The following is a 20,127-nucleotide window of genomic DNA, read 5'->3' on the forward strand; positions in this document are numbered from 1 at the left end:
AAAATGTTCTTTGAAAATTGCACAGTGAAAAAAGTTGTTTTAAAAAAATTAAAACTACGCAAGTAGTTTATAAATTAATTTAATACAATTTCGCAAAATTAATATAACCGTCTATGTAAATAGACAGAATCAAGGTCAAGCTACAAAGGGCGCATGGCGAATGCCTTGGCACTAGGAGCCGAAGAAGGACGCGTTAAGCTGCGATAAGCTTTGGGTAGGCGCAAATAGCCTGTGATCCAAAGATTTCCGAATGGGGGAACCCACATAGTAACAACTATGTACTGCATACTGAATAAATAGGTATGCAGAGGTAGACCCGGGGAACTGAAACATCTAAGTACCCGGAGGAAGAGAAAGAAACATCGATTTCCTAAGTAGCGGCGAGCGAAAGGGAAAGAGCCCAAACCCAGGTCTTTGATCTGGGGGTTGAGGATAGATCATAAATACTGCAATTCCTTAATTGAAGATAGCTGGAAAGCTGCTCCGCAGAAGGTAATAGGCCTGTAAATGAAAAGGAAAAACAGTCAGATCTAATCCAGAGTACCACGAGACACGTGAAACCTTGTGGGAAGCTGGGAGGACCACCTCCCAAGGCTAAATACTACCTAGTGACCGATAGTGAAGAAGTACCGTGAGGGAAAGGTGAAAAGAACCCCGGAAGGGGAGTGAAATAGAACCTGAAACCGTGTGCCTACAACCGGTCGAAGCACTTTATATGTGTGACGGCGTGCTTTTTGTAGAACGAGCCAACGAGTTACGATATGTAGCAAGGTTAAGTACTTAAGGTACGGAGCCGAAGGGAAACCAAGTCTGAATAGGGCGCATAGTTGCATGTCGTAGACCCGAAACCGGGTGACCTATCCATGGCCAGGATGAAGCGGAAGTAAAATTCCGTGGAGGTCCGAACCACGTTGGTGTTGAAAAACCATGGGATGAGCTGTGGATAGCGGAGAAATTCCAATCGAACTCGGAGATAGCTGGTTCTCCTCGAAATAGCTTTAGGGCTAGCGTCGATTAATTGAGTAATGGAGGTAGAGCACTGAATGGGCTAGGGGCTGACAACAGTTACTGAACCCTATCAAACTCCGAATGCCATATACTTTTATTTCGGCAGTCAGACTGCGAATGATAAGATCCGTAGTCAAAAGGGAAACAGCCCAGACCATCAGCTAAGGTCCCAAAGTGTAAGTTAAGTGGAAAAGGATGTGGGATTTCTAAGACAACTAGGATGTTGGCTCAGAAGCAGCCACTCATTTAAAGAGTGCGTAATAGCTCACTAGTCAAGAGATCCTGCGCCGAAGATGTCCGGGGCTAAAACTTACCACCGAAGCTATGGGTGTACACAATTGTGTACGCGGTAGAGGAGCTTTCTGTACTGGCTGAAGTCATACCGTAAGGAGTGGTGGACGGTACAGAAGTGAGAATGTTGGCATGAGTAGCGAGAGTTAAGTGAGAATCTTAACGGTCGAAAACCTAAGGTTTCCTGAGGAAGGCTCGTCCTCTCAGGGTTAGTCGGGACCTAAGCCGAGGCCGAAAGGCGTAGGTGATGGACAATCGGTTGATATTCCGATACCACCAATGGACGTTATTAGAAATGGGATGACGCAGGAGGATAAGATGTGCACACTATTGGATGTGTGTCTAAGCATTTAGGCGGAGCAGACAGGCAAATCCGTTTGCTCTTAACGCTGAGATGTGATGGGGAAGGGAATTTATTCCTGAAGTATCTGATTCCACGCTGCCAAGAAAAGTCTCTATCGAGGATATTGGTGCCCGTACCGCAAACCGACACAGGTAGGTGAGGAGAGAATCCTAAGACCATCGGAAGAATTGTTGTTAAGGAACTCGGCAAATTGACCCCGTAACTTCGGGAGAAGGGGTGCCTACGTAAGTAGGTCGCAGAGAATAGGCCCAAGCAACTGTTTAGCAAAAACACAGGTCTCTGCTAAAGCGAAAGCTGATGTATAGGGGCTGACGCCTGCCCGGTGCTGGAAGGTTAAGGGGATTACTTAGCGCAAGCGAAGGTATGAACTTAAGCCCCAGTAAACGGCGGCCGTAACTATAACGGTCCTAAGGTAGCGAAATTCCTTGTCGGGTAAGTTCCGACCCGCACGAATGGCGTAATGATTTGGGCACTGTCTCAACAACACATCCGGCGAAATTGTAGTGCAAGTGAAGATGCTTGCTACCCGCGATTGGACGGAAAGACCCCGTAGAGCTTTACTGTAGCTTAGCATTGAATTTCGGTATTGTCTGTACAGGATAGGTGGGAGACTGAGAAACATGGGCGTCAGCCTGTGTGGAGTCATCCTTGGGATACCACCCTGACAGTACTGAGGTTCTAACTGGAGGCCATGAATCTGGTCACAGGACATTGTTAGGTGGGCAGTTTGACTGGGGCGGTCGCCTCCAAAAAAGTAACGGAGGCGCCCAAAGGTTCCCTCAGCGCGGTTGGAAATCGCGCGAAGAGTGCAAAGGCAGAAGGGAGCCTGACTGCGACACTTACAAGTGGAGCAGGGACGAAAGTCGGGCTTAGTGATCCGGTGGTACCTCGTGGGAGGGCCATCGCTCAACGGATAAAAGCTACCTCGGGGATAACAGGCTGATCTCCCCCAAGAGTCCACATCGACGGGGAGGTTTGGCACCTCGATGTCGGCTCGTCGCATCCTGGGGCTGAAGTAGGTCCCAAGGGTTGGGCTGTTCGCCCATTAAAGCGGCACGCGAGCTGGGTTCAGAACGTCGTGAGACAGTTCGGTCCCTATCCGTCGCGGGCGTAGGAAATTTGAAGGGAGCTGTCCTTAGTACGAGAGGACCGGGATGGACAAACCTCTGGTGCACCAGTTGTCACGCCAGTGGCATCGCTGGGTAGCTATGTTTGGAAGGGATAAACGCTGAAAGCATCTAAGCGTGAAGCCCACCCTGAGATGAGATTTCCCATAACTCGCACGTAAGTGCGATGTTAGTAAGACTCCTGGAAGACCACCAGGTTGATAGGTTAGAGGTGTAAGCATGGTAACATGTTCAGCTGACTAATACTAATAAGTCGAGGGCTTGACCTAAATATATAATTAAAAGTAATGCGAAATACTTCTTTCGTAAGAAAGAAGCGAGGCTTTGAGCGTGAGCGAAAAGACTAATTCACTGTGCAATTTTCAGAGAATATTTATATTCTCAATCTGGTGATTATGGCATGAAGGTAACACCCGTTCCCATACCGAACACGAAGGTTAAGCTTCAATGCGCCGATGGTACTGCAGGGGTGACCTTGTGGAAGAGTAGGTTGTCGCCAGGTAAGAAAAAAACACTAAGTTATAACTTAGTGTTTTTTATTTCGTCCTGGTGGCACAAGGTACCACAAATCTTACTTCAATAGAAATTGTATTATTGCTAATATCCATAAGTGCAATGGATAAAAAACGTAGAATAAATACTTACTAAATTTATTGTTAACCCCTCTTTTTCCATTATATAAAAGCATAAATGGAGCTGCTAGAATAAATAAGAAATCTGAATTGAACATTAACATGTTTATTGTCTCTTGTGGCGTTTCGTATGGGATATAACTCATATAGAATAAAAGTATGAATAATATTACACATCCAATTATAACTCTTTTCTTATTGCCTCTAAAGAAATATGCTATTAATGTAAATGGTATCAAAACAATACCACCCTCTGTAAATACTCCTAGTGGAATAAGAACTATTGCAAGTACTATTAATCCCGTCTTTTTAGCGCCAACATTTTTTTTACTATATTCAAATAAATTAATTATTGTGAACGGCAAACTCTGCTGATCCTAAAACCCTATTTATTACAAAATTTTCTGCTTGCATAAATACAGGCCATCCAAATAATCTGATGTTATACTTAAATTTATTTTTTGTGTGAAATAATCCTTCCACCATTAAGAATGCAAATAATGGTGCTACAAATCTTGATAATGGATGAAACCATAATGGAAATACTTGTCCAAATGCGAAGTATAAATGATCCATAAGCATTACTATAAGTGCTATAATCTTTAATTGAAATGCATCTAATTTTTTCATATTTTTATTCTCCTTTTTGTTATCTTATGTGTCTATTATATATTTTAAAGAGAGCGGAAACCATCTAACTTCATTACATTTCCCTTACGTTTTTGTAATACTCCCAGCAAATAAGAAAGAGCATATATTATGCAAATTGTAGCTGATTATTCTTTGCGTAGTATATACCTCTTTTCAGTACCAAAGGTTATTTTATAATCATATTTTTAGCATACTTTAGAGTTATAACGTAATATATAAAGTATCCAAGGCTGTGGTATAAAAAAAGAAGACTTAAATAGAATTTTTGAAAAAGGGTTTACTGGAACTAATGGTAGAAATAATGCCAAATCTACAGGCCTTGGGTTGTATTTAACAAAAGAATTATGTGAAAAACTAGATCATGGTATATATGTGGATTCAATATATAACGAATATACAGAGTTTATAATTACTTTCAAAGAGAATTTTTAGATAGTTTAAATGAAGTGAATAGATCATTATTGATATGGTTAAAAAGTATAGAATCTAAAAACGTATTAATAACGCTTATAAATAAATTAGTTATATGCGTAAATGTAAAAATGTTATCATATACTTAACCATGTGTGTCAATATAAACAAAACAAAGAATTATGAATCAATATAGAGAAAATAAAGAATAATAGCGATATACAGCAAGGAGGCTAAATATAGGTTTTTATTCTTGTGATAGAATACTCCTTGTCGTCACAAACGAGTGCACGATAAACTAAGTGTTGATAACTATTTAATATGTTTAAAAAATATTAAAAGAAGTTGTTGACAAAACAAGAAATACATAGTAATATAGTAGGAGTCGTCACATGATGACAAAGCGAATTGGTCTTTGAAAATTAAACAGAGAAATAGGTAAAGATAGCGAAATAATATTTCGTTAAACCAGTTAATTACTTTAGTATAAAGTAAAATTTAGTCGTAAGACTAAAAGTATGTAATGAGCTTGCGTAACAACTTAACAGTTGTCGCAGATTAATCATTTCAACTAAAAAAGTGTAAACTTTTAAATTGAGAGTTTGATCCTGGCTCAGGACGAACGCTGGCGGCGTGCCTAACACATGCAAGTCGAGCGATGAAACCTTTCGGGGTGGATTAGCGGCGGACGGGTGAGTAACACGTGGGTAACCTGCCTCAAAGAGGGGAATAGCCTCCCGAAAGGGAGATTAATACCGCATAATATGTTTTGGTCGCATGATCGAAACATCAAAGGATTTTTCTTCGGAAAATTCCACTTTGAGATGGACCCGCGGCGCATTAGCTAGTTGGTGAGGTAACGGCTCACCAAGGCGACGATGCGTAGCCGACCTGAGAGGGTGATCGGCCACATTGGAACTGAGACACGGTCCAGACTCCTACGGGAGGCAGCAGTGGGGAATATTGCGCAATGGGGGAAACCCTGACGCAGCAACGCCGCGTGAATGATGAAGGCCTTCGGGTTGTAAAGTTCTGTCTTCTGGGACGATAATGACGGTACCAGAGGAGGAAGCCACGGCTAACTACGTGCCAGCAGCCGCGGTAATACGTAGGTGGCAAGCGTTGTCCGGATTTACTGGGCGTAAAGGATGCGTAGGCGGACATTTAAGTCAGATGTGAAATACCCGAGCTTAACTTGGGTGCTGCATTTGAAACTGGGTGTCTAGAGTGCAGGAGAGGTAAGTGGAATTCCTAGTGTAGCGGTGAAATGCGTAGAGATTAGGAAGAACACCAGTGGCGAAGGCGACTTACTGGACTGTAACTGACGCTGAGGCATGAAAGCGTGGGGAGCAAACAGGATTAGATACCCTGGTAGTCCACGCCGTAAACGATGAATACTAGGTGTCGGGGGTCGAACCTCGGTGCCGCCGTTAACACATTAAGTATTCCGCCTGGGGAGTACGATCGCAAGATTAAAACTCAAAGGAATTGACGGGGGCCCGCACAAGCAGCGGAGCATGTGGTTTAATTCGAAGCAACGCGAAGAACCTTACCTAGACTTGACATCCCCTGCATAACCCAGAGATGGGCGAAGTCCTTCGGGACAGGGTGACAGGTGGTGCATGGTTGTCGTCAGCTCGTGTCGTGAGATGTTGGGTTAAGTCCCGCAACGAGCGCAACCCTTATCATTAGTTGCTACCATTAAGTTGAGCACTCTAGTGAGACTGCCCGGGTTAACCGGGAGGAAGGTGGGGATGACGTCAAATCATCATGCCCCTTATGTCTAGGGCTACACACGTGCTACAATGGTGAGTACAAAGAGATGCAAGACCGCAAGGTGGAGCCAAACTCAAAAACTCATCCCAGTTCGGATTGTAGGCTGCAACTCGCCTACATGAAGCCGGAGTTGCTAGTAATCGCGAATCAGCATGTCGCGGTGAATACGTTCCCGGGCCTTGTACACACCGCCCGTCACACCATGAGAGTTGGTAACACCCGAAGTCCGTGAGGTAACCGTAAGGAGCCAGCGGCCGAAGGTGGGATTGATGATTGGGGTGAAGTCGTAACAAGGTAGCCGTAGGAGAACCTGCGGCTGGATCACCTCCTTTCTAGGGAGTAGATGTATTGACTTCGGTCGATGCAATAGAAGAATATTAATTTGTTCTTCAAAAATATCTATTGTAATTAATCGTACCTAGTTCTCTGTTTAATTTTGAGAGACTAATTTTATCTAACTCTTAGGAGTTAGATAATGAATAGTTTTTCTTAAAATGTTCTTTGAAAATTGCACAGTGAAAAAAGTTGTTTTAAAAAAATTAAAACTACGCAAGTAGTTTATAAATTAATTTAATACAATTTCGCAAAATTAATATAACCGTCTATGTAAATAGACAGAATCAAGGTCAAGCTACAAAGGGCGCATGGCGAATGCCTTGGCACTAGGAGCCGAAGAAGGACGCGTTAAGCTGCGATAAGCTTTGGGTAGGCGCAAATAGCCTGTGATCCAAAGATTTCCGAATGGGGGAACCCACATAGTAACAACTATGTACTGCATACTGAATAAATAGGTATGCAGAGGTAGACCCGGGGAACTGAAACATCTAAGTACCCGGAGGAAGAGAAAGAAACATCGATTTCCTAAGTAGCGGCGAGCGAAAGGGAAAGAGCCCAAACCCAGGTCTTTGATCTGGGGGTTGAGGATAGATCATAAATACTGCAATTCCTTAATTGAAGATAGCTGGAAAGCTGCTCCGCAGAAGGTAATAGGCCTGTAAATGAAAAGGAAAAACAGTCAGATCTAATCCAGAGTACCACGAGACACGTGAAACCTTGTGGGAAGCTGGGAGGACCACCTCCCAAGGCTAAATACTACCTAGTGACCGATAGTGAAGAAGTACCGTGAGGGAAAGGTGAAAAGAACCCCGGAAGGGGAGTGAAATAGAACCTGAAACCGTGTGCCTACAACCGGTCGAAGCACTTTATATGTGTGACGGCGTGCTTTTTGTAGAACGAGCCAACGAGTTACGATATGTAGCAAGGTTAAGTACTTAAGGTACGGAGCCGAAGGGAAACCAAGTCTGAATAGGGCGCATAGTTGCATGTCGTAGACCCGAAACCGGGTGACCTATCCATGGCCAGGATGAAGCGGAAGTAAAATTCCGTGGAGGTCCGAACCACGTTGGTGTTGAAAAACCATGGGATGAGCTGTGGATAGCGGAGAAATTCCAATCGAACTCGGAGATAGCTGGTTCTCCTCGAAATAGCTTTAGGGCTAGCGTCGATTAATTGAGTAATGGAGGTAGAGCACTGAATGGGCTAGGGGCTGACAACAGTTACTGAACCCTATCAAACTCCGAATGCCATATACTTTTATTTCGGCAGTCAGACTGCGAATGATAAGATCCGTAGTCAAAAGGGAAACAGCCCAGACCATCAGCTAAGGTCCCAAAGTGTAAGTTAAGTGGAAAAGGATGTGGGATTTCTAAGACAACTAGGATGTTGGCTCAGAAGCAGCCACTCATTTAAAGAGTGCGTAATAGCTCACTAGTCAAGAGATCCTGCGCCGAAGATGTCCGGGGCTAAAACTTACCACCGAAGCTATGGGTGTACACAATTGTGTACGCGGTAGAGGAGCTTTCTGTACTGGCTGAAGTCATACCGTAAGGAGTGGTGGACGGTACAGAAGTGAGAATGTTGGCATGAGTAGCGAGAGTTAAGTGAGAATCTTAACGGTCGAAAACCTAAGGTTTCCTGAGGAAGGCTCGTCCTCTCAGGGTTAGTCGGGACCTAAGCCGAGGCCGAAAGGCGTAGGTGATGGACAATCGGTTGATATTCCGATACCACCAATGGACGTTATTAGAAATGGGATGACGCAGGAGGATAAGATGTGCACACTATTGGATGTGTGTCTAAGCATTTAGGCGGAGCAGACAGGCAAATCCGTTTGCTCTTAACGCTGAGATGTGATGGGGAAGGGAATTTATTCCTGAAGTATCTGATTCCACGCTGCCAAGAAAAGTCTCTATCGAGGATATTGGTGCCCGTACCGCAAACCGACACAGGTAGGTGAGGAGAGAATCCTAAGACCATCGGAAGAATTGTTGTTAAGGAACTCGGCAAATTGACCCCGTAACTTCGGGAGAAGGGGTGCCTACGTAAGTAGGTCGCAGAGAATAGGCCCAAGCAACTGTTTAGCAAAAACACAGGTCTCTGCTAAAGCGAAAGCTGATGTATAGGGGCTGACGCCTGCCCGGTGCTGGAAGGTTAAGGGGATTACTTAGCGCAAGCGAAGGTATGAACTTAAGCCCCAGTAAACGGCGGCCGTAACTATAACGGTCCTAAGGTAGCGAAATTCCTTGTCGGGTAAGTTCCGACCCGCACGAATGGCGTAATGATTTGGGCACTGTCTCAACAACACATCCGGCGAAATTGTAGTGCAAGTGAAGATGCTTGCTACCCGCGATTGGACGGAAAGACCCCGTAGAGCTTTACTGTAGCTTAGCATTGAATTTCGGTATTGTCTGTACAGGATAGGTGGGAGACTGAGAAACATGGGCGTCAGCCTGTGTGGAGTCATCCTTGGGATACCACCCTGACAGTACTGAGGTTCTAACTGGAGGCCATGAATCTGGTCACAGGACATTGTTAGGTGGGCAGTTTGACTGGGGCGGTCGCCTCCAAAAAAGTAACGGAGGCGCCCAAAGGTTCCCTCAGCGCGGTTGGAAATCGCGCGAAGAGTGCAAAGGCAGAAGGGAGCCTGACTGCGACACTTACAAGTGGAGCAGGGACGAAAGTCGGGCTTAGTGATCCGGTGGTACCTCGTGGGAGGGCCATCGCTCAACGGATAAAAGCTACCTCGGGGATAACAGGCTGATCTCCCCCAAGAGTCCACATCGACGGGGAGGTTTGGCACCTCGATGTCGGCTCGTCGCATCCTGGGGCTGAAGTAGGTCCCAAGGGTTGGGCTGTTCGCCCATTAAAGCGGCACGCGAGCTGGGTTCAGAACGTCGTGAGACAGTTCGGTCCCTATCCGTCGCGGGCGTAGGAAATTTGAAGGGAGCTGTCCTTAGTACGAGAGGACCGGGATGGACAAACCTCTGGTGCACCAGTTGTCACGCCAGTGGCATCGCTGGGTAGCTATGTTTGGAAGGGATAAACGCTGAAAGCATCTAAGCGTGAAGCCCACCCTGAGATGAGATTTCCCATAACTCGCACGTAAGTGCGATGTTAGTAAGACTCCTGGAAGACCACCAGGTTGATAGGTTAGAGGTGTAAGCATGGTAACATGTTCAGCTGACTAATACTAATAAGTCGAGGGCTTGACCTAAATATATAATTAAAAGTAATGCGATATACTTCTTTCGTAAGAAAGAAGCGAGGCTTTGAGCGTGAGCGAAAAGACTAATTCACTGTGCAATTTTCAGAGAATATTTATATTCTCAATCTGGTGATTATGGCATGAAGGTAACACCCGTTCCCATACCGAACACGAAGGTTAAGCTTCAATGCGCCGATGGTACTGCAGGGGTGACCTTGTGGAAGAGTAGGTTGTCGCCAGGTAAGAAAAAACCACTAAGTTTAACGAGGCCACTGAAAAACTATATGAAAAATCGTCATCTAATTAAAGATGGCGATTTTTTTATATAAAAGACTAAAAAACAAAAAGGAATTTTAAAAGATATGTCGAATTAGTATAGTAGAATAAAATAAAAGGGGCTAAACTATTATGCTAAAAGGACAATTGGAAATAAAAATAAATACATACCATAGCTTATATTCGTTAATTATTCCGAAAGATAACATTTTAAAGCAAATTAATGACCTTGTTGACTTTTCATTTGTTTATGACGAATTGATGATTAACTATAGTTCATCTATGGGTAGAGGTGCTATTAACCCCATAATGCTATTTAAATATTTACTTTTGAAAGTAATATATGAATTGTCTGATGAAGATGTTGTTGAAAGAACTCTTTATGACATGTCCTTTAAATATTTTCTAAATTTAGCCCCAGAAGAAACAAATTTAATAAACTCAAGTACACTAACTAAATTTAGAAAGCTTCGCCTTAAAGACATGAATTTATTGGATTTATTAATAAACAAGACTGTAGAACTTGCTATAAAAGAGGGGGTTTTAAAAAGTAAAGCAATAATAGTTGATGCTACGCATACCAAGTCACGTTATAACCAAAAGTCAGCAAGCGAGGAATTATTGAAACGTGCAAAAAACTTAAGAAAAACATTGTACGGAGTACATCCTGGTATTAAAGAAGAGTTACCTAATAAAGTTACAACTGGAGTACTTGAAGATATTCTTGAGTACTGCAAATTATTAATTGATACCATAAACGAGAAGCCAGAAACTGCAGCAAATCCAGCTGTGAAAACTAAATTAAACTACTTAATGGAAGCTATTAATGATGACTTAGAAAATCTAAAAATATCAAAAGATGAGGATGCAAAAGTGGGGCATAAAACTGAGGATAGTTCTTTTTTTGGATATAAATCACACCTTGCTATGAGTGAAGAACGTTTAATTACAGCAGCTGTTATTACAACTGGCGAAAAAAGTGATGGAAAGGAGCTCATAACCTTAATAGAAAAAAGCCGTGAGGCTGGTATAGATGTAAATGAAGTAATTGGAGATACAGCTTATTCTGAAAAGAAAAACCTAGAATATACAAAAGAAAATAAAATTGCATTAATTTCAAGACTAAATCCTGTAATTTCACAAGGAATGCGAAAAAAAGAAGATGAATTTGAGTTTAATAAAGATGCTGGTTTATTTGTATGTCCGGCAGGTCATATGGCTATTAAAAAAGCAAAACAGGGAAAGAAGAATGTTGGTAAAAATCAAGTGCTAACCTACTATTTTAATGTAGAAAAGTGTAAAAATTGTGTTCATAAAGATGGGTGTTATAAAGAAGGCGCTAAATCTAAAACTTATTCAGTTTCAATAAAGTCAAATACTCACAAAGATCAAATAGAGTTCGAAAAAAGTGAATATTTTAAAAAACGAGCTAGGGAACGTTATATGATAGAGGCTAAAAACAGTGAACTTAAGCACCAACATAGCTATGATGTAGCAATATCGTCAGGCTTAATTAGCATGCAAATGCAAGGTGCATTATCAATCTTCACTGTGAATCTAAAGAGAATAATTAAGTTGAAAAGCATGAAATAGGGCTTTTAAAACTTAATTATAAAATAAAAAGCATGAGATATCCCAAATATGGATATCTCATGCTTTTTCTATTCAAGCTTGAAAACTCTACTAAATAAAGAGTGCTTTTTTCAGCGGCCTCAGTTTAACTTAGTGGTTTTTATTTTGGTGAAATATATTATAAGGTGATTGTCAGTCAGCTTATAATATAACAAGTGAAGACACTAATAAAAGGAGCTTGACCGAAAATGGTTAAGCTCCTTCTATTAGTGCGCCAGGTACGGGGCAATTAGCTTCTTCTATTAATATCACTAAATAAAGCATTTAGTGAAGCCGTATCAATATTCGCAGAAATACCAACCCTAAAATACCTTTGTCCATTGTATTCTATTTGTATATAAGTGGAAGTTTATTGCCGGGATGGTAACTATATTTTTATCTATTTCAACATTTTGATAGTAAAGTGAATTTATACTGGACCAACACTACAACTCATAATATGAGCTCCCCTTGTTTAATTTATTTAATGATTATTTGCCATTAGTAAAATAGTTTAATGTAAAGCTTTTTTTATTTACCGCTTAGACTATAAGTGTATCCATACACTATTATATGCTATATACATATGGTATACTTTTACTATTAAATAAATTTTTTGGAGGTTATTCTATGGAAAGATATGAAATTAATAAAAATTTAGCTCAAATGCTAAAGGGCGGAGTAATAATGGACGTTGTGAATGTGGAACAGGCAATAATTGCAGAAAAGGCAGGGGCTTGTGCGGTAATGGCACTAGAGAGAGTACCATCAGATATTAGAAAAGAGGGTGGTGTGGCTAGAATGTCTGACCCTAGAATGATTAAAGAAATAAAGGCAGCCGTTTCTATTCCAGTAATGGCTAAAGGTAGGATAGGACATTTTGTTGAGGCACAAATTTTGCAGGAAATAGGGGTAGATTTTATAGATGAAAGTGAAGTTTTGACTCCAGCAGATGAGCAGTATCATATAAATAAATGGAATTTTAAAGTTCCTTATGTTTGTGGAGCAAGAAATTTAGGAGAGGCACTAAGAAGGATTGGAGAAGGTGCTGCAATGATAAGAACAAAAGGTGAAGCAGGCACAGGAAATGTAGTAGAAGCTGTCAGGCACATGAGATGTATAATGGATGAAATTAGAAAAGTGAAAAATGCTCCAAAAGAAGAGCTAATGACAATTGCTAAAGACTTTGGTGCCCCAATTAATTTAATTGAATATGTATGGGAAAATGGTAAACTTCCAGTAGTAAATTTCGCTGCAGGTGGAATAGCAACGCCAGCTGATGCAGCACTCATGATGCAACTTGGGGCAGAAGGAGTTTTTGTTGGTTCAGCAATATTTAAAGCGGAAAATCCACAGGCTGTAGCAAAAGCTATAGTTTTAGCAACTACATACTATAATGATCCAAAAGTTATAGCAGAAGTTTCTGAAAACCTTGGAGAAGCAATGAGTGGCCTAGAAATAAGCGAGATTAAAGAGAAGTTTTCAGAAAGAGGATGGTAAAATTGAGAATTGGAGTTTTATCACTTCAGGGTGGTGTAATAGAACATATAAATCATATTAATAAGCTTGGTCATGAAGCTGCAGAGATTAAGAAAATTGAGGATATCAAAGATATACAAGGGATCATTTTACCAGGTGGGGAAAGTACAACGATAGGGAAAATTTTAAAGGAAAGAAATATGATTATGCCTTTAAGAGAAAAAATACTCTCAGGATTACCTGTGTGGGGAACTTGTGCTGGTATGATACTACTTGCTAAATACATTGAGGGAACAGACAATGAATATCTTAAAATTATGGATATAAAAGTAAAAAGAAATGCCTACGGAAGCCAAATCGATAGCTTTAAAAGGAGTGTTGTAATCGATAAGATTTCAAGTGAGCCATTGCCACTAGTTTTTATTCGAGGTCCATTAATTACAGAAGTTTCGAGGGATGTTAAAATAATATGTACTCTTGATGGGAAAATTGTAGCAGCAAAACAAAATAATATGTTTGCTACGTCTTTCCATCCGGAACTTACTGATAGCTTAGAAGTTCATAAATATTTCATAAAAATGTGCAGCTCTAATAATACAAAGCTTTATTAATAAATTAATATTATTCCCATACATTTTAAGTTTCGAACTTATTTGAAAATTAAAATGTATGGGATGTTTATTTATACTTAAAATAATCTGCAATAGTAGGCAGCTCTTAGGGTAAACATTTATCAACTTGGTGACTTTACTAATAGTCTTGTAAAAGCCAAGGTAGGTGATAAGGCATACATTGATGGTAGTTTTGGTAGCTGTCTTTTGTGTCACTTGAGATCCTCACAACATTGTTCTTAGATTAATTTTGAAAGATTTTCAATTTAGCAAGTGATTTTAAGAAAAATCAGCACTTCTGTTTAATAACAGAGGTGCTGATTTCTTTATTGAAAAGGAATTAATTGCATAAAGTTAGAATTTTATGGTCATTATAGGGTCGATTAACAGAAGCGTTTAATAATCCAAGAAAAGTAAATAGTTAAACAATATGGGTTTAAACTTGCGCATATTTGCTATGAAAAAAGCGATAAAAACAAAAAGTTCATATATCTCTTTGAAGGTAGATACTGGGATATGTAGCTTTTAATAGTCGCGAGTTCATAATTTATTTATATCTTGACAAAGGATATTAAACCTTGTATTATATATAAATAATAAGAATGTGAATAGTACCAATATTTTATAAAATGAATTTTTTATTGTGAATTATTTCAATTGTATGAAAAAAAAGGACAACGTGTATAGTGAATCATGAAATGATACAGAGAATCAAAGAATCAAAGAATCAAAGAATCAAAGAATCAAAGAATCAAAGAATCAAAGAATGAAATCAGAATATGAATTATTAAGACCACTGAATTTCTCTGAAATCATTCGAATTTTTACAATCTATAACTTGGATGCTAAATTTTTTGTAAAACTAATTCCTGCTAAGCAGGGAGCTATTATACTTAGGATTTTTGTATTATAAATGAGAATTACTCTGAAAAATGAAAAAAGGGGGACTTATAATGTTAAAAAGATCATTAGCAATTGGTTTAAGTTTAGTTCTAACATTAGGTGTGGTAGGGTGCGCAAAAAAAACACCTGCTGGAGATGAGGCGAAAAAGATGCACATTGGTATTGTTACGGGTACTGTATCACAAGGTGAGGATGAGTTGCGTGGTGCCGAAGCAATGATTAAAAAGTATGGCGATGCTGCTTCCGGCGGAATGATAAAGCATGTTACTTATCCAGATAATTTTACGCAAGAACTAGAAACTACTATTGGAACAATTACTGGTCTTGCAGATGATGCAGACATGAAAGTAATAGTAGTAAATCAAGCAGTTCCAGGTACTGTTGCAGCATTTAAGCAGATTCGTGAAAAAAGACCTGATATATTATTGTTAGCTAATTCTTCTCAAGAAGATAGTGCTATGATTGAAGAAGCTGCGGATTTAGTTGTGGATCCTGATAACGTAAGCCGTGGATACCTTATGATACTCGCTGCGAAAAAGATGGGCGCAAAAACTTTCGTGCACATTTCTTTCCCTAGACATATGAGTATAGAACTTCTTTCACTCAGAAAAAATATTATGGAACAAGCTTGTAAAGACTTAGGAATTAAATTCGTATTTGAAACAGCTCCAGACCCTACCAGTGACGTTGGAGTTCCAGGAGCACAACAATTTATTCTTGAAAAAATGCCTGCATGGGTTGAAAAATATGGAGAAGATACAGCATTTTTCTGCACAAATGATGCTCAAACAGAGCCACTTCTAAAACGTGTTGCAGAACTGGGGGCGATATTTGTTGAACCAGATCTTCCTTCACCAGTAATGGGGTATCCGGGTGCATTCGGTATTGATTTAAAAGAAGAAGCTGGAGATTGGCCTGCTATCCTTAAAAAAGTTGAAGAAACTGTAGTTGCTAAAGGTGGTTCTGAAAGAATGGGTACATGGGCATTTTCTTATGGATACACAGCTAGTGAAGGTTTAGTAGAATATGGCAAGAACGTGGTAGAAGGCACAATGCAAAAGGGCAATCTTTCTGATGTAATAAAGGCATTTGGTGCATATACACCAGGCGCTGAGTGGAATGGTTCACTGTATACAGATAGAGTTAGTGGAAACGAGATTTCTAACCACGTAATGATTTATCAAGACACTTATGTATTTGGAAAAGGATACCTAGGTAACAGTAAAGAAGTTGTACCAGCACAATATAAGCTTACAAAATAAGCTAAAAAATATTGAACATTTAGGAAGCGGTCTATATAGACTATTCTCAGTGTATTATTATTATTATTATTATTATTATTATTATAACCAAATAAGTGTGAATTGCTTTGCTTGCATATGTGTGCAAAGTAATTTTCCTTATGTTGGGATAGAGGTGAATTTATTGTCTACAGAAAATGTACTACTTAAGGTAGAAGGCGTTGGCAAAGAATATGACGGAAACAGAGTGCTTAAAGATATAAGTTTCACACTTGAAAAAGGAAAGATATTGGGACTTGTCGGAGAGAATGGAGCGGGCAAATCTACATTGATGAATATCTTATTTGGTATGAAGGTGATTTCTGAAACTGGCGGTTATGAAGGTTCTGTTTATTTAAATGGAGAAAAAATCAAATTCAAGAGCCCTGTGGATGCTTTAAAAGCAGGAATAGGAATGGTACACCAAGAATTTTCACTAATTCCTGGATTTACGGTAGGAGAGAATGTACTTCTTAACATGGAAAAGACCAAGAAAAGCTTGATTTCAAAGGTCCTAGGTAAACGTATGGAAACTATAGACTTACCAGAAATTCGAAAGAGCGCTCAAAAGGCCATAGATACATTAGGGGTTCGGCTGGATACAGAAACACTGGTATCTGAAATGCCAGTTGGGCATAAGCAATTTATAGAAATAGCACGTGAAATTAACAGAAGTGGGGTTAAACTTATTGTTTTGGATGAGCCAACTGCAGTACTTACAGAATCTGAAGCTGAGGTTCTATTGAAATCTATGAGGCTTCTTGCAGATATCGGTATTTCCATTGTGTTTATATCTCACAGACTTCATGAAATAACAGCCATTTGCGATACTATTGTTGTACTCAGGGATGGGTTAGTTGTTGTAGAGACACCAGCAGAGAATGTGGATGTAAGACAAATTGCGGAATGGATGGTAGGTAGAGATGTTGATGCAGAAGCTAAATATATAAGGCCAGTAGTAAAAATTGACGAAAAGGATATAATTTTCGAAACTCGAAATCTCTGGGTGGACATGCCTGGTGAAACAATTAAAAATGTTTCATTAAAGGTTCGTAGAGGTGAAATTTTAGGTATTGGTGGTCTTGCAGGGCAAGGTAAGCTTGGAATTCCTAATGGAATTATGGGACTTTTTATGTCAGGCGGGGAGATTTTCTTTGAGGATAAACCACTCCGTTTAAACAATACATTAAATGCGCTACAAAGTGGCATAGCATTTGTATCTGAGGACCGTAGAGGTGTTGGATTACTTTTAGATGAACCTATTGACTGGAATATTGCTTTTAATGCCATGCAAGTACAAAACAAATTTCTTAAAAGTTATTTAGGGGGGGCGATTAAGTGGCGTGATGAGAAAGCTATGAAAGCATGTGCGCTGGAATACATAAAGTCACTAGAAATTCGGTGCACTAGCCAGCGTCAGCCAGTGCGTAATCTCTCAGGTGGAAATCAACAAAAAGTTTGCCTTGCAAAGGCATTTGCTATGAAGCCAAAGTTACTTTTTGTCTCTGAGCCTACCCGCGGTATAGATGTTGGAGCAAAAAAATTGGTTTTAGATGCATTAAGAAAATATAACGAAGAAAACAACACAACTATAGTTATAATATCCTCAGAACTGGAAGAACTTAAATCTATTAGTGATAGGATAGCTATTGTTTGTGAAGGGAAAATATTTGGTATTCTGCCACCAGATGCTCCTGTAGTTGATTTTGGGTTATTAATGGCGGGAGAATTTAAGATAAACGAAGAGGGTGAAAAAACATGGCTCAGATAAATAAATTCATCAAAAACTTTGGATGGGCTCGCATCATCATTGCCATGTTCCTTTTAGCATTATTTATTGTCGCTCCTATTTTCGGGGTAAAGGTTGATGCATCTTTAAATGATGTTATTGTGCGTTTTGGTATGAGTGGTATTATGGTACTTTCTATGGTGCCTATGATTCAATCAGGATGTGGCCTGAACTTTGGTGTTCCAGTAGGCCTTATATCAGGAATGATGGGGGCCGTGGTGAGCCTAGAGCTTAATCTTACAGGTATGGCAGGAATCGGAGTAGCCTTTCTAGTAGGACTTGCTATGGCCGCAGTTTTGGGTTTTCTTTATGGATTGCTTCTAAATCGAGTTAAAGGCGATGAAATGATTATAGCCACATATGTGGGTTTCTCGTTCGTCTTTTTAATGAATATATTATGGCTCAAACTTCCCTTTAAAAACCCAGCAAGTGTTATGGGGTTCAAAGGTGAGGGGCTTAGGGTCACAATTAGTCTTGAAGAGTACTGGATACATGTACTTAGTGATATCTTAAAAATTCCTGTTTCAAAATATCTAATTATCCCTACAGGAATGATTTTATTTTTTATTCTTATGTGTTTGATAGTTTGGGGATTTTTTAAAACAAAGATTGGTACAGCTATTACAGCGGTGGGCTCTAATCCGGATTATGCAAGGGCGTCAGGAATTAATATTAATAAAATGAGAGTAGTATCAGTAATGCTGTCAACAATGCTAGCGGCAGTTGGTATGATTGTTTTTCAGCAAAGCTTTGGTTTTGTTCAAATGTTCAACTCTCCCTTAGCATTTGTATTTCCATCGGTGGCAGCTGTTCTACTTGGAGGCGCCTGCGTTAATAAAGCAACAATTGCCAATGTAGTTATTGGAACATTTTTGTTTCAAGGTATTTTGACAATGACGCCGTCAGTGATAAACAGCGCCATAAATATTGATATGTCTGAAATCATCCGAATAATAGTTTCTAACGGATTGATTGTATATGCACTGACGCGGAAAGGGAGGTAGGTCATGAAATTTGATAAGAAAAAAATAGGCCCATTACTTACGGGCAGTGTTGTGCCGTTAATGTTTTTAATCATCAGCATAATAGCAATACCGCTTTCACAGTATTCTGGAAGTTATTTGGTGGATCAGATTATAACGAGGCTCGCAAGAAACTCTTTCCTAGTATTATCACTGCTGCTTCCTATTATGGCGGGAATGGGTATCAACTTTGGGATGATTTTAGGTGCTATGGCAGGCCAAATTGGATTGATATTTATCACTGACTGGGGTATTACAGGAGCTCCTGGACTACTACTTGCGGCAATTGTTGCAGCTCCTATAGCTATAGGCCTGGGATATTTTTGTGGCCTTGTACTAAATAGGGCTAAAGGACGTGAGATGATTACTTCCATGGTTCTAGGTCTTTTTATCGCAGGTATCTATCAATTTTTCCTTTTATACCTGTGCGGATCTATAATACCATTTAAGACTAGTTCAATGCTCCTTTCTAAAGGATATGGTGTACGTAATGCTTTGAACTTGAATGTAGCTAAAGGATTTGACACCCTAATTTTAATAAAAATAGGTAATATAAGTATTCCAGTTGGAACCTTTTTGATTATAGGTTTGATTTGTGTCTTCACTGTTTGGTTTAAAAAAACAAAAATGGGTCAGGATATGAGAGCTGTAGGACTTGACATGAATGTAGCTGATACTGCGGGAATTGATGTTGATAAGACACGTATTCAGTCCATCGTAATTTCAACAGTTCTTGCTTGCTTTGGACAAATAATTTATTTGCAAAATATAGGGACTATGAATACCTATAATGGAGCGGATCAAGCAGCCCTTTTTGCAGCTGCGTCACTTTTAGTTGGTGGTGCAACGGTTACTAAAGCTTCTATCCCAAATGCCATTGTTGGTACTGCGCTATTTCATTTAATGTTTATAGTCATGCCAATGGCAGGTAAATATATTACTGGATCGGCCATGATTGGGGAATACTTCCGTATGTTTATATCCTATGGAGTTGTTACCATAGCGCTAGTTCTCCACGCTTGGAAACGTCAAAAGGATAAAGAGATGGAGCGTCACAGTTTTCAGCTGGACATGGAAAAACAGTCTGGTAAATAATTAATATGTTAAAAATATATTAGTGTAAACAATATGAAAGACATAAGCCCTAGATTTAGGAGTACACTTCTAAATCAGGGGCTTATTTTTAATCTGGGGGTAATTAAATATCATACTAGAAGATTACCTGTGTTAAGGAAAGTTTAATTCGCATTTTGACCTAAAAAAGAATTGATAATATGCTACAAGGTCTTAAAATTATAAGTGTCTAATAAGTTGGATTTCCTGTCTTAGAAGACTAAATATCTGTCGTTATCCCA

11 protein-coding genes and 5 rRNA genes are annotated in these 20,127 nt (G+C 39.7%); 13 read left to right on the top strand and 3 right to left on the bottom strand.

Annotation, left to right across the window (positions count from 1 at the left end):
• Positions 1-133: 133 nt before the first annotated feature.
• Both KTC94_RS16000 and rrf (KTC94_RS16005) read left to right on the top strand, forming a co-directional pair.
• Positions 134-3,059: ribosomal RNA gene (locus KTC94_RS16000) — 23S ribosomal RNA — on the top strand.
• Positions 3,060-3,175: 116 nt separating this feature from the next.
• Positions 3,176-3,292 (top strand): 5S ribosomal RNA (rrf, locus tag KTC94_RS16005).
• 69 nt (positions 3,293-3,361) lie between these two features.
• On the opposite strand, the gene KTC94_RS16010 is transcribed toward rrf (KTC94_RS16005), so the two are convergent.
• Entirely contained in the window at positions 3,362-3,787 is a 426-nt protein-coding gene (locus KTC94_RS16010) for a conjugal transfer protein TraX (RefSeq protein WP_258280640.1), read from the bottom strand.
• Positions 3,768-4,052, bottom strand: a complete 285-nt coding sequence (locus KTC94_RS16015; protein ID WP_258280641.1) for a conjugal transfer protein TraX — start codon at positions 4,050-4,052, stop codon at positions 3,768-3,770. The genes KTC94_RS16010 and KTC94_RS16015 overlap by 20 nt, the downstream gene beginning before the upstream one ends.
• 258 nt (positions 4,053-4,310) lie before the next feature.
• On the opposite strand from KTC94_RS16015, the gene KTC94_RS16020 reads away from it, so the two are divergent.
• From KTC94_RS16020 to KTC94_RS16040, 5 genes are all read left to right on the top strand, one after another.
• A complete protein-coding gene (locus tag KTC94_RS16020; RefSeq protein ID WP_258280785.1) occupies positions 4,311-4,505 on the top strand; it encodes an ATP-binding protein in 195 nt (64 codons plus the stop codon).
• 569 nt (positions 4,506-5,074) lie between these two features.
• Positions 5,075-6,592 (top strand): 16S ribosomal RNA (locus KTC94_RS16025).
• 292 nt (positions 6,593-6,884) lie between these two features.
• Positions 6,885-9,810, top strand: a 23S ribosomal RNA gene (locus KTC94_RS16030).
• Positions 9,811-9,926: 116 nt separating this feature from the next.
• Positions 9,927-10,043 (top strand): 5S ribosomal RNA (rrf, locus tag KTC94_RS16035).
• Together the 16S, 23S and 5S rRNA genes form the textbook arrangement of a ribosomal RNA operon.
• A 166-nt stretch (positions 10,044-10,209) precedes the next feature.
• Positions 10,210-11,670, top strand: coding sequence for an IS1182 family transposase (locus KTC94_RS16040; RefSeq protein WP_220287894.1), 1,461 nt, complete (start codon positions 10,210-10,212; stop codon positions 11,668-11,670).
• Positions 11,671-11,938: 268 nt separating this feature from the next.
• On the opposite strand, the gene KTC94_RS16045 is transcribed toward KTC94_RS16040, so the two are convergent.
• Positions 11,939-12,046 carry a hypothetical protein gene (locus KTC94_RS16045; RefSeq protein ID WP_216301808.1) on the bottom strand — a complete coding sequence of 36 codons (108 nt, stop codon included), beginning with the start codon at positions 12,044-12,046 and terminating at the stop codon, positions 11,939-11,941.
• Between the two features lie 272 nt (positions 12,047-12,318).
• Between KTC94_RS16045 and pdxS the strand changes: the two genes are divergently transcribed.
• The 6 genes from pdxS to KTC94_RS16075 all read left to right on the top strand — a co-directional run bounded on the left by pdxS (position 12,319) and on the right by KTC94_RS16075 (position 19,867).
• The gene (gene pdxS / locus KTC94_RS16050; protein ID WP_216301614.1) at positions 12,319-13,188 is read left to right on the top strand and encodes a pyridoxal 5'-phosphate synthase lyase subunit PdxS; all 870 of its coding nucleotides are present in this window, start codon (positions 12,319-12,321) and stop codon (positions 13,186-13,188) included.
• A 2-nt stretch (positions 13,189-13,190) separates the two neighbouring features.
• On the top strand, positions 13,191-13,778 hold the full coding sequence (gene pdxT, locus KTC94_RS16055; RefSeq protein ID WP_220286676.1) for a pyridoxal 5'-phosphate synthase glutaminase subunit PdxT: 588 nt from the start codon (positions 13,191-13,193) through the stop codon (positions 13,776-13,778).
• Between the two features lie 953 nt (positions 13,779-14,731).
• Positions 14,732-15,943: a DUF3798 domain-containing protein gene (locus tag KTC94_RS16060; protein ID WP_258280642.1), complete on the top strand. Its 1,212-nt coding sequence runs from the start codon at positions 14,732-14,734 to the stop codon at positions 15,941-15,943.
• 163 nt (positions 15,944-16,106) lie between these two features.
• On the top strand, positions 16,107-17,732 hold the full coding sequence (locus KTC94_RS16065; protein WP_220286678.1) for a sugar ABC transporter ATP-binding protein: 1,626 nt from the start codon (positions 16,107-16,109) through the stop codon (positions 17,730-17,732).
• Positions 17,720-18,754 carry an ABC transporter permease gene (locus KTC94_RS16070; protein WP_216301617.1) on the top strand — a complete coding sequence of 345 codons (1,035 nt, stop codon included), beginning with the start codon at positions 17,720-17,722 and terminating at the stop codon, positions 18,752-18,754. The genes KTC94_RS16065 and KTC94_RS16070 overlap by 13 nt, the downstream gene beginning before the upstream one ends.
• Positions 18,755-18,757: 3 nt before the next feature.
• Positions 18,758-19,867: an ABC transporter permease gene (locus KTC94_RS16075; protein ID WP_216301618.1), complete on the top strand. Its 1,110-nt coding sequence runs from the start codon at positions 18,758-18,760 to the stop codon at positions 19,865-19,867.
• Positions 19,868-20,127 lie beyond the last annotated feature (260 nt).

It is taken from the genome of Clostridium sp. CM028, from assembly GCF_030585565.1.
Lineage (GTDB): Bacteria > Bacillota > Clostridia > Clostridiales > Clostridiaceae > Clostridium_AD > Clostridium_AD estertheticum_B.

What these genes read in the sequence shown, in the direction of transcription:
- KTC94_RS16015 (WP_258280641.1), bottom strand. Translation starts at nt 4,052, where the DNA reads ATGAAAAAATTAGATGCATTTCAATTAAAGATTATAGCACTTATAGTA.
- KTC94_RS16070 (WP_216301617.1), top strand. Translation starts at nt 17,720, where the DNA reads ATGGCTCAGATAAATAAATTCATCAAAAACTTTGGATGGGCTCGCATC.
- KTC94_RS16075 (WP_216301618.1), top strand. Translation starts at nt 18,758, where the DNA reads ATGAAATTTGATAAGAAAAAAATAGGCCCATTACTTACGGGCAGTGTT.
- pdxS (WP_216301614.1), top strand. Translation starts at nt 12,319, where the DNA reads ATGGAAAGATATGAAATTAATAAAAATTTAGCTCAAATGCTAAAGGGC.
- KTC94_RS16040 (WP_220287894.1), top strand. Translation starts at nt 10,210, where the DNA reads ATGCTAAAAGGACAATTGGAAATAAAAATAAATACATACCATAGCTTA.
- KTC94_RS16060 (WP_258280642.1), top strand. Translation starts at nt 14,732, where the DNA reads ATGTTAAAAAGATCATTAGCAATTGGTTTAAGTTTAGTTCTAACATTA.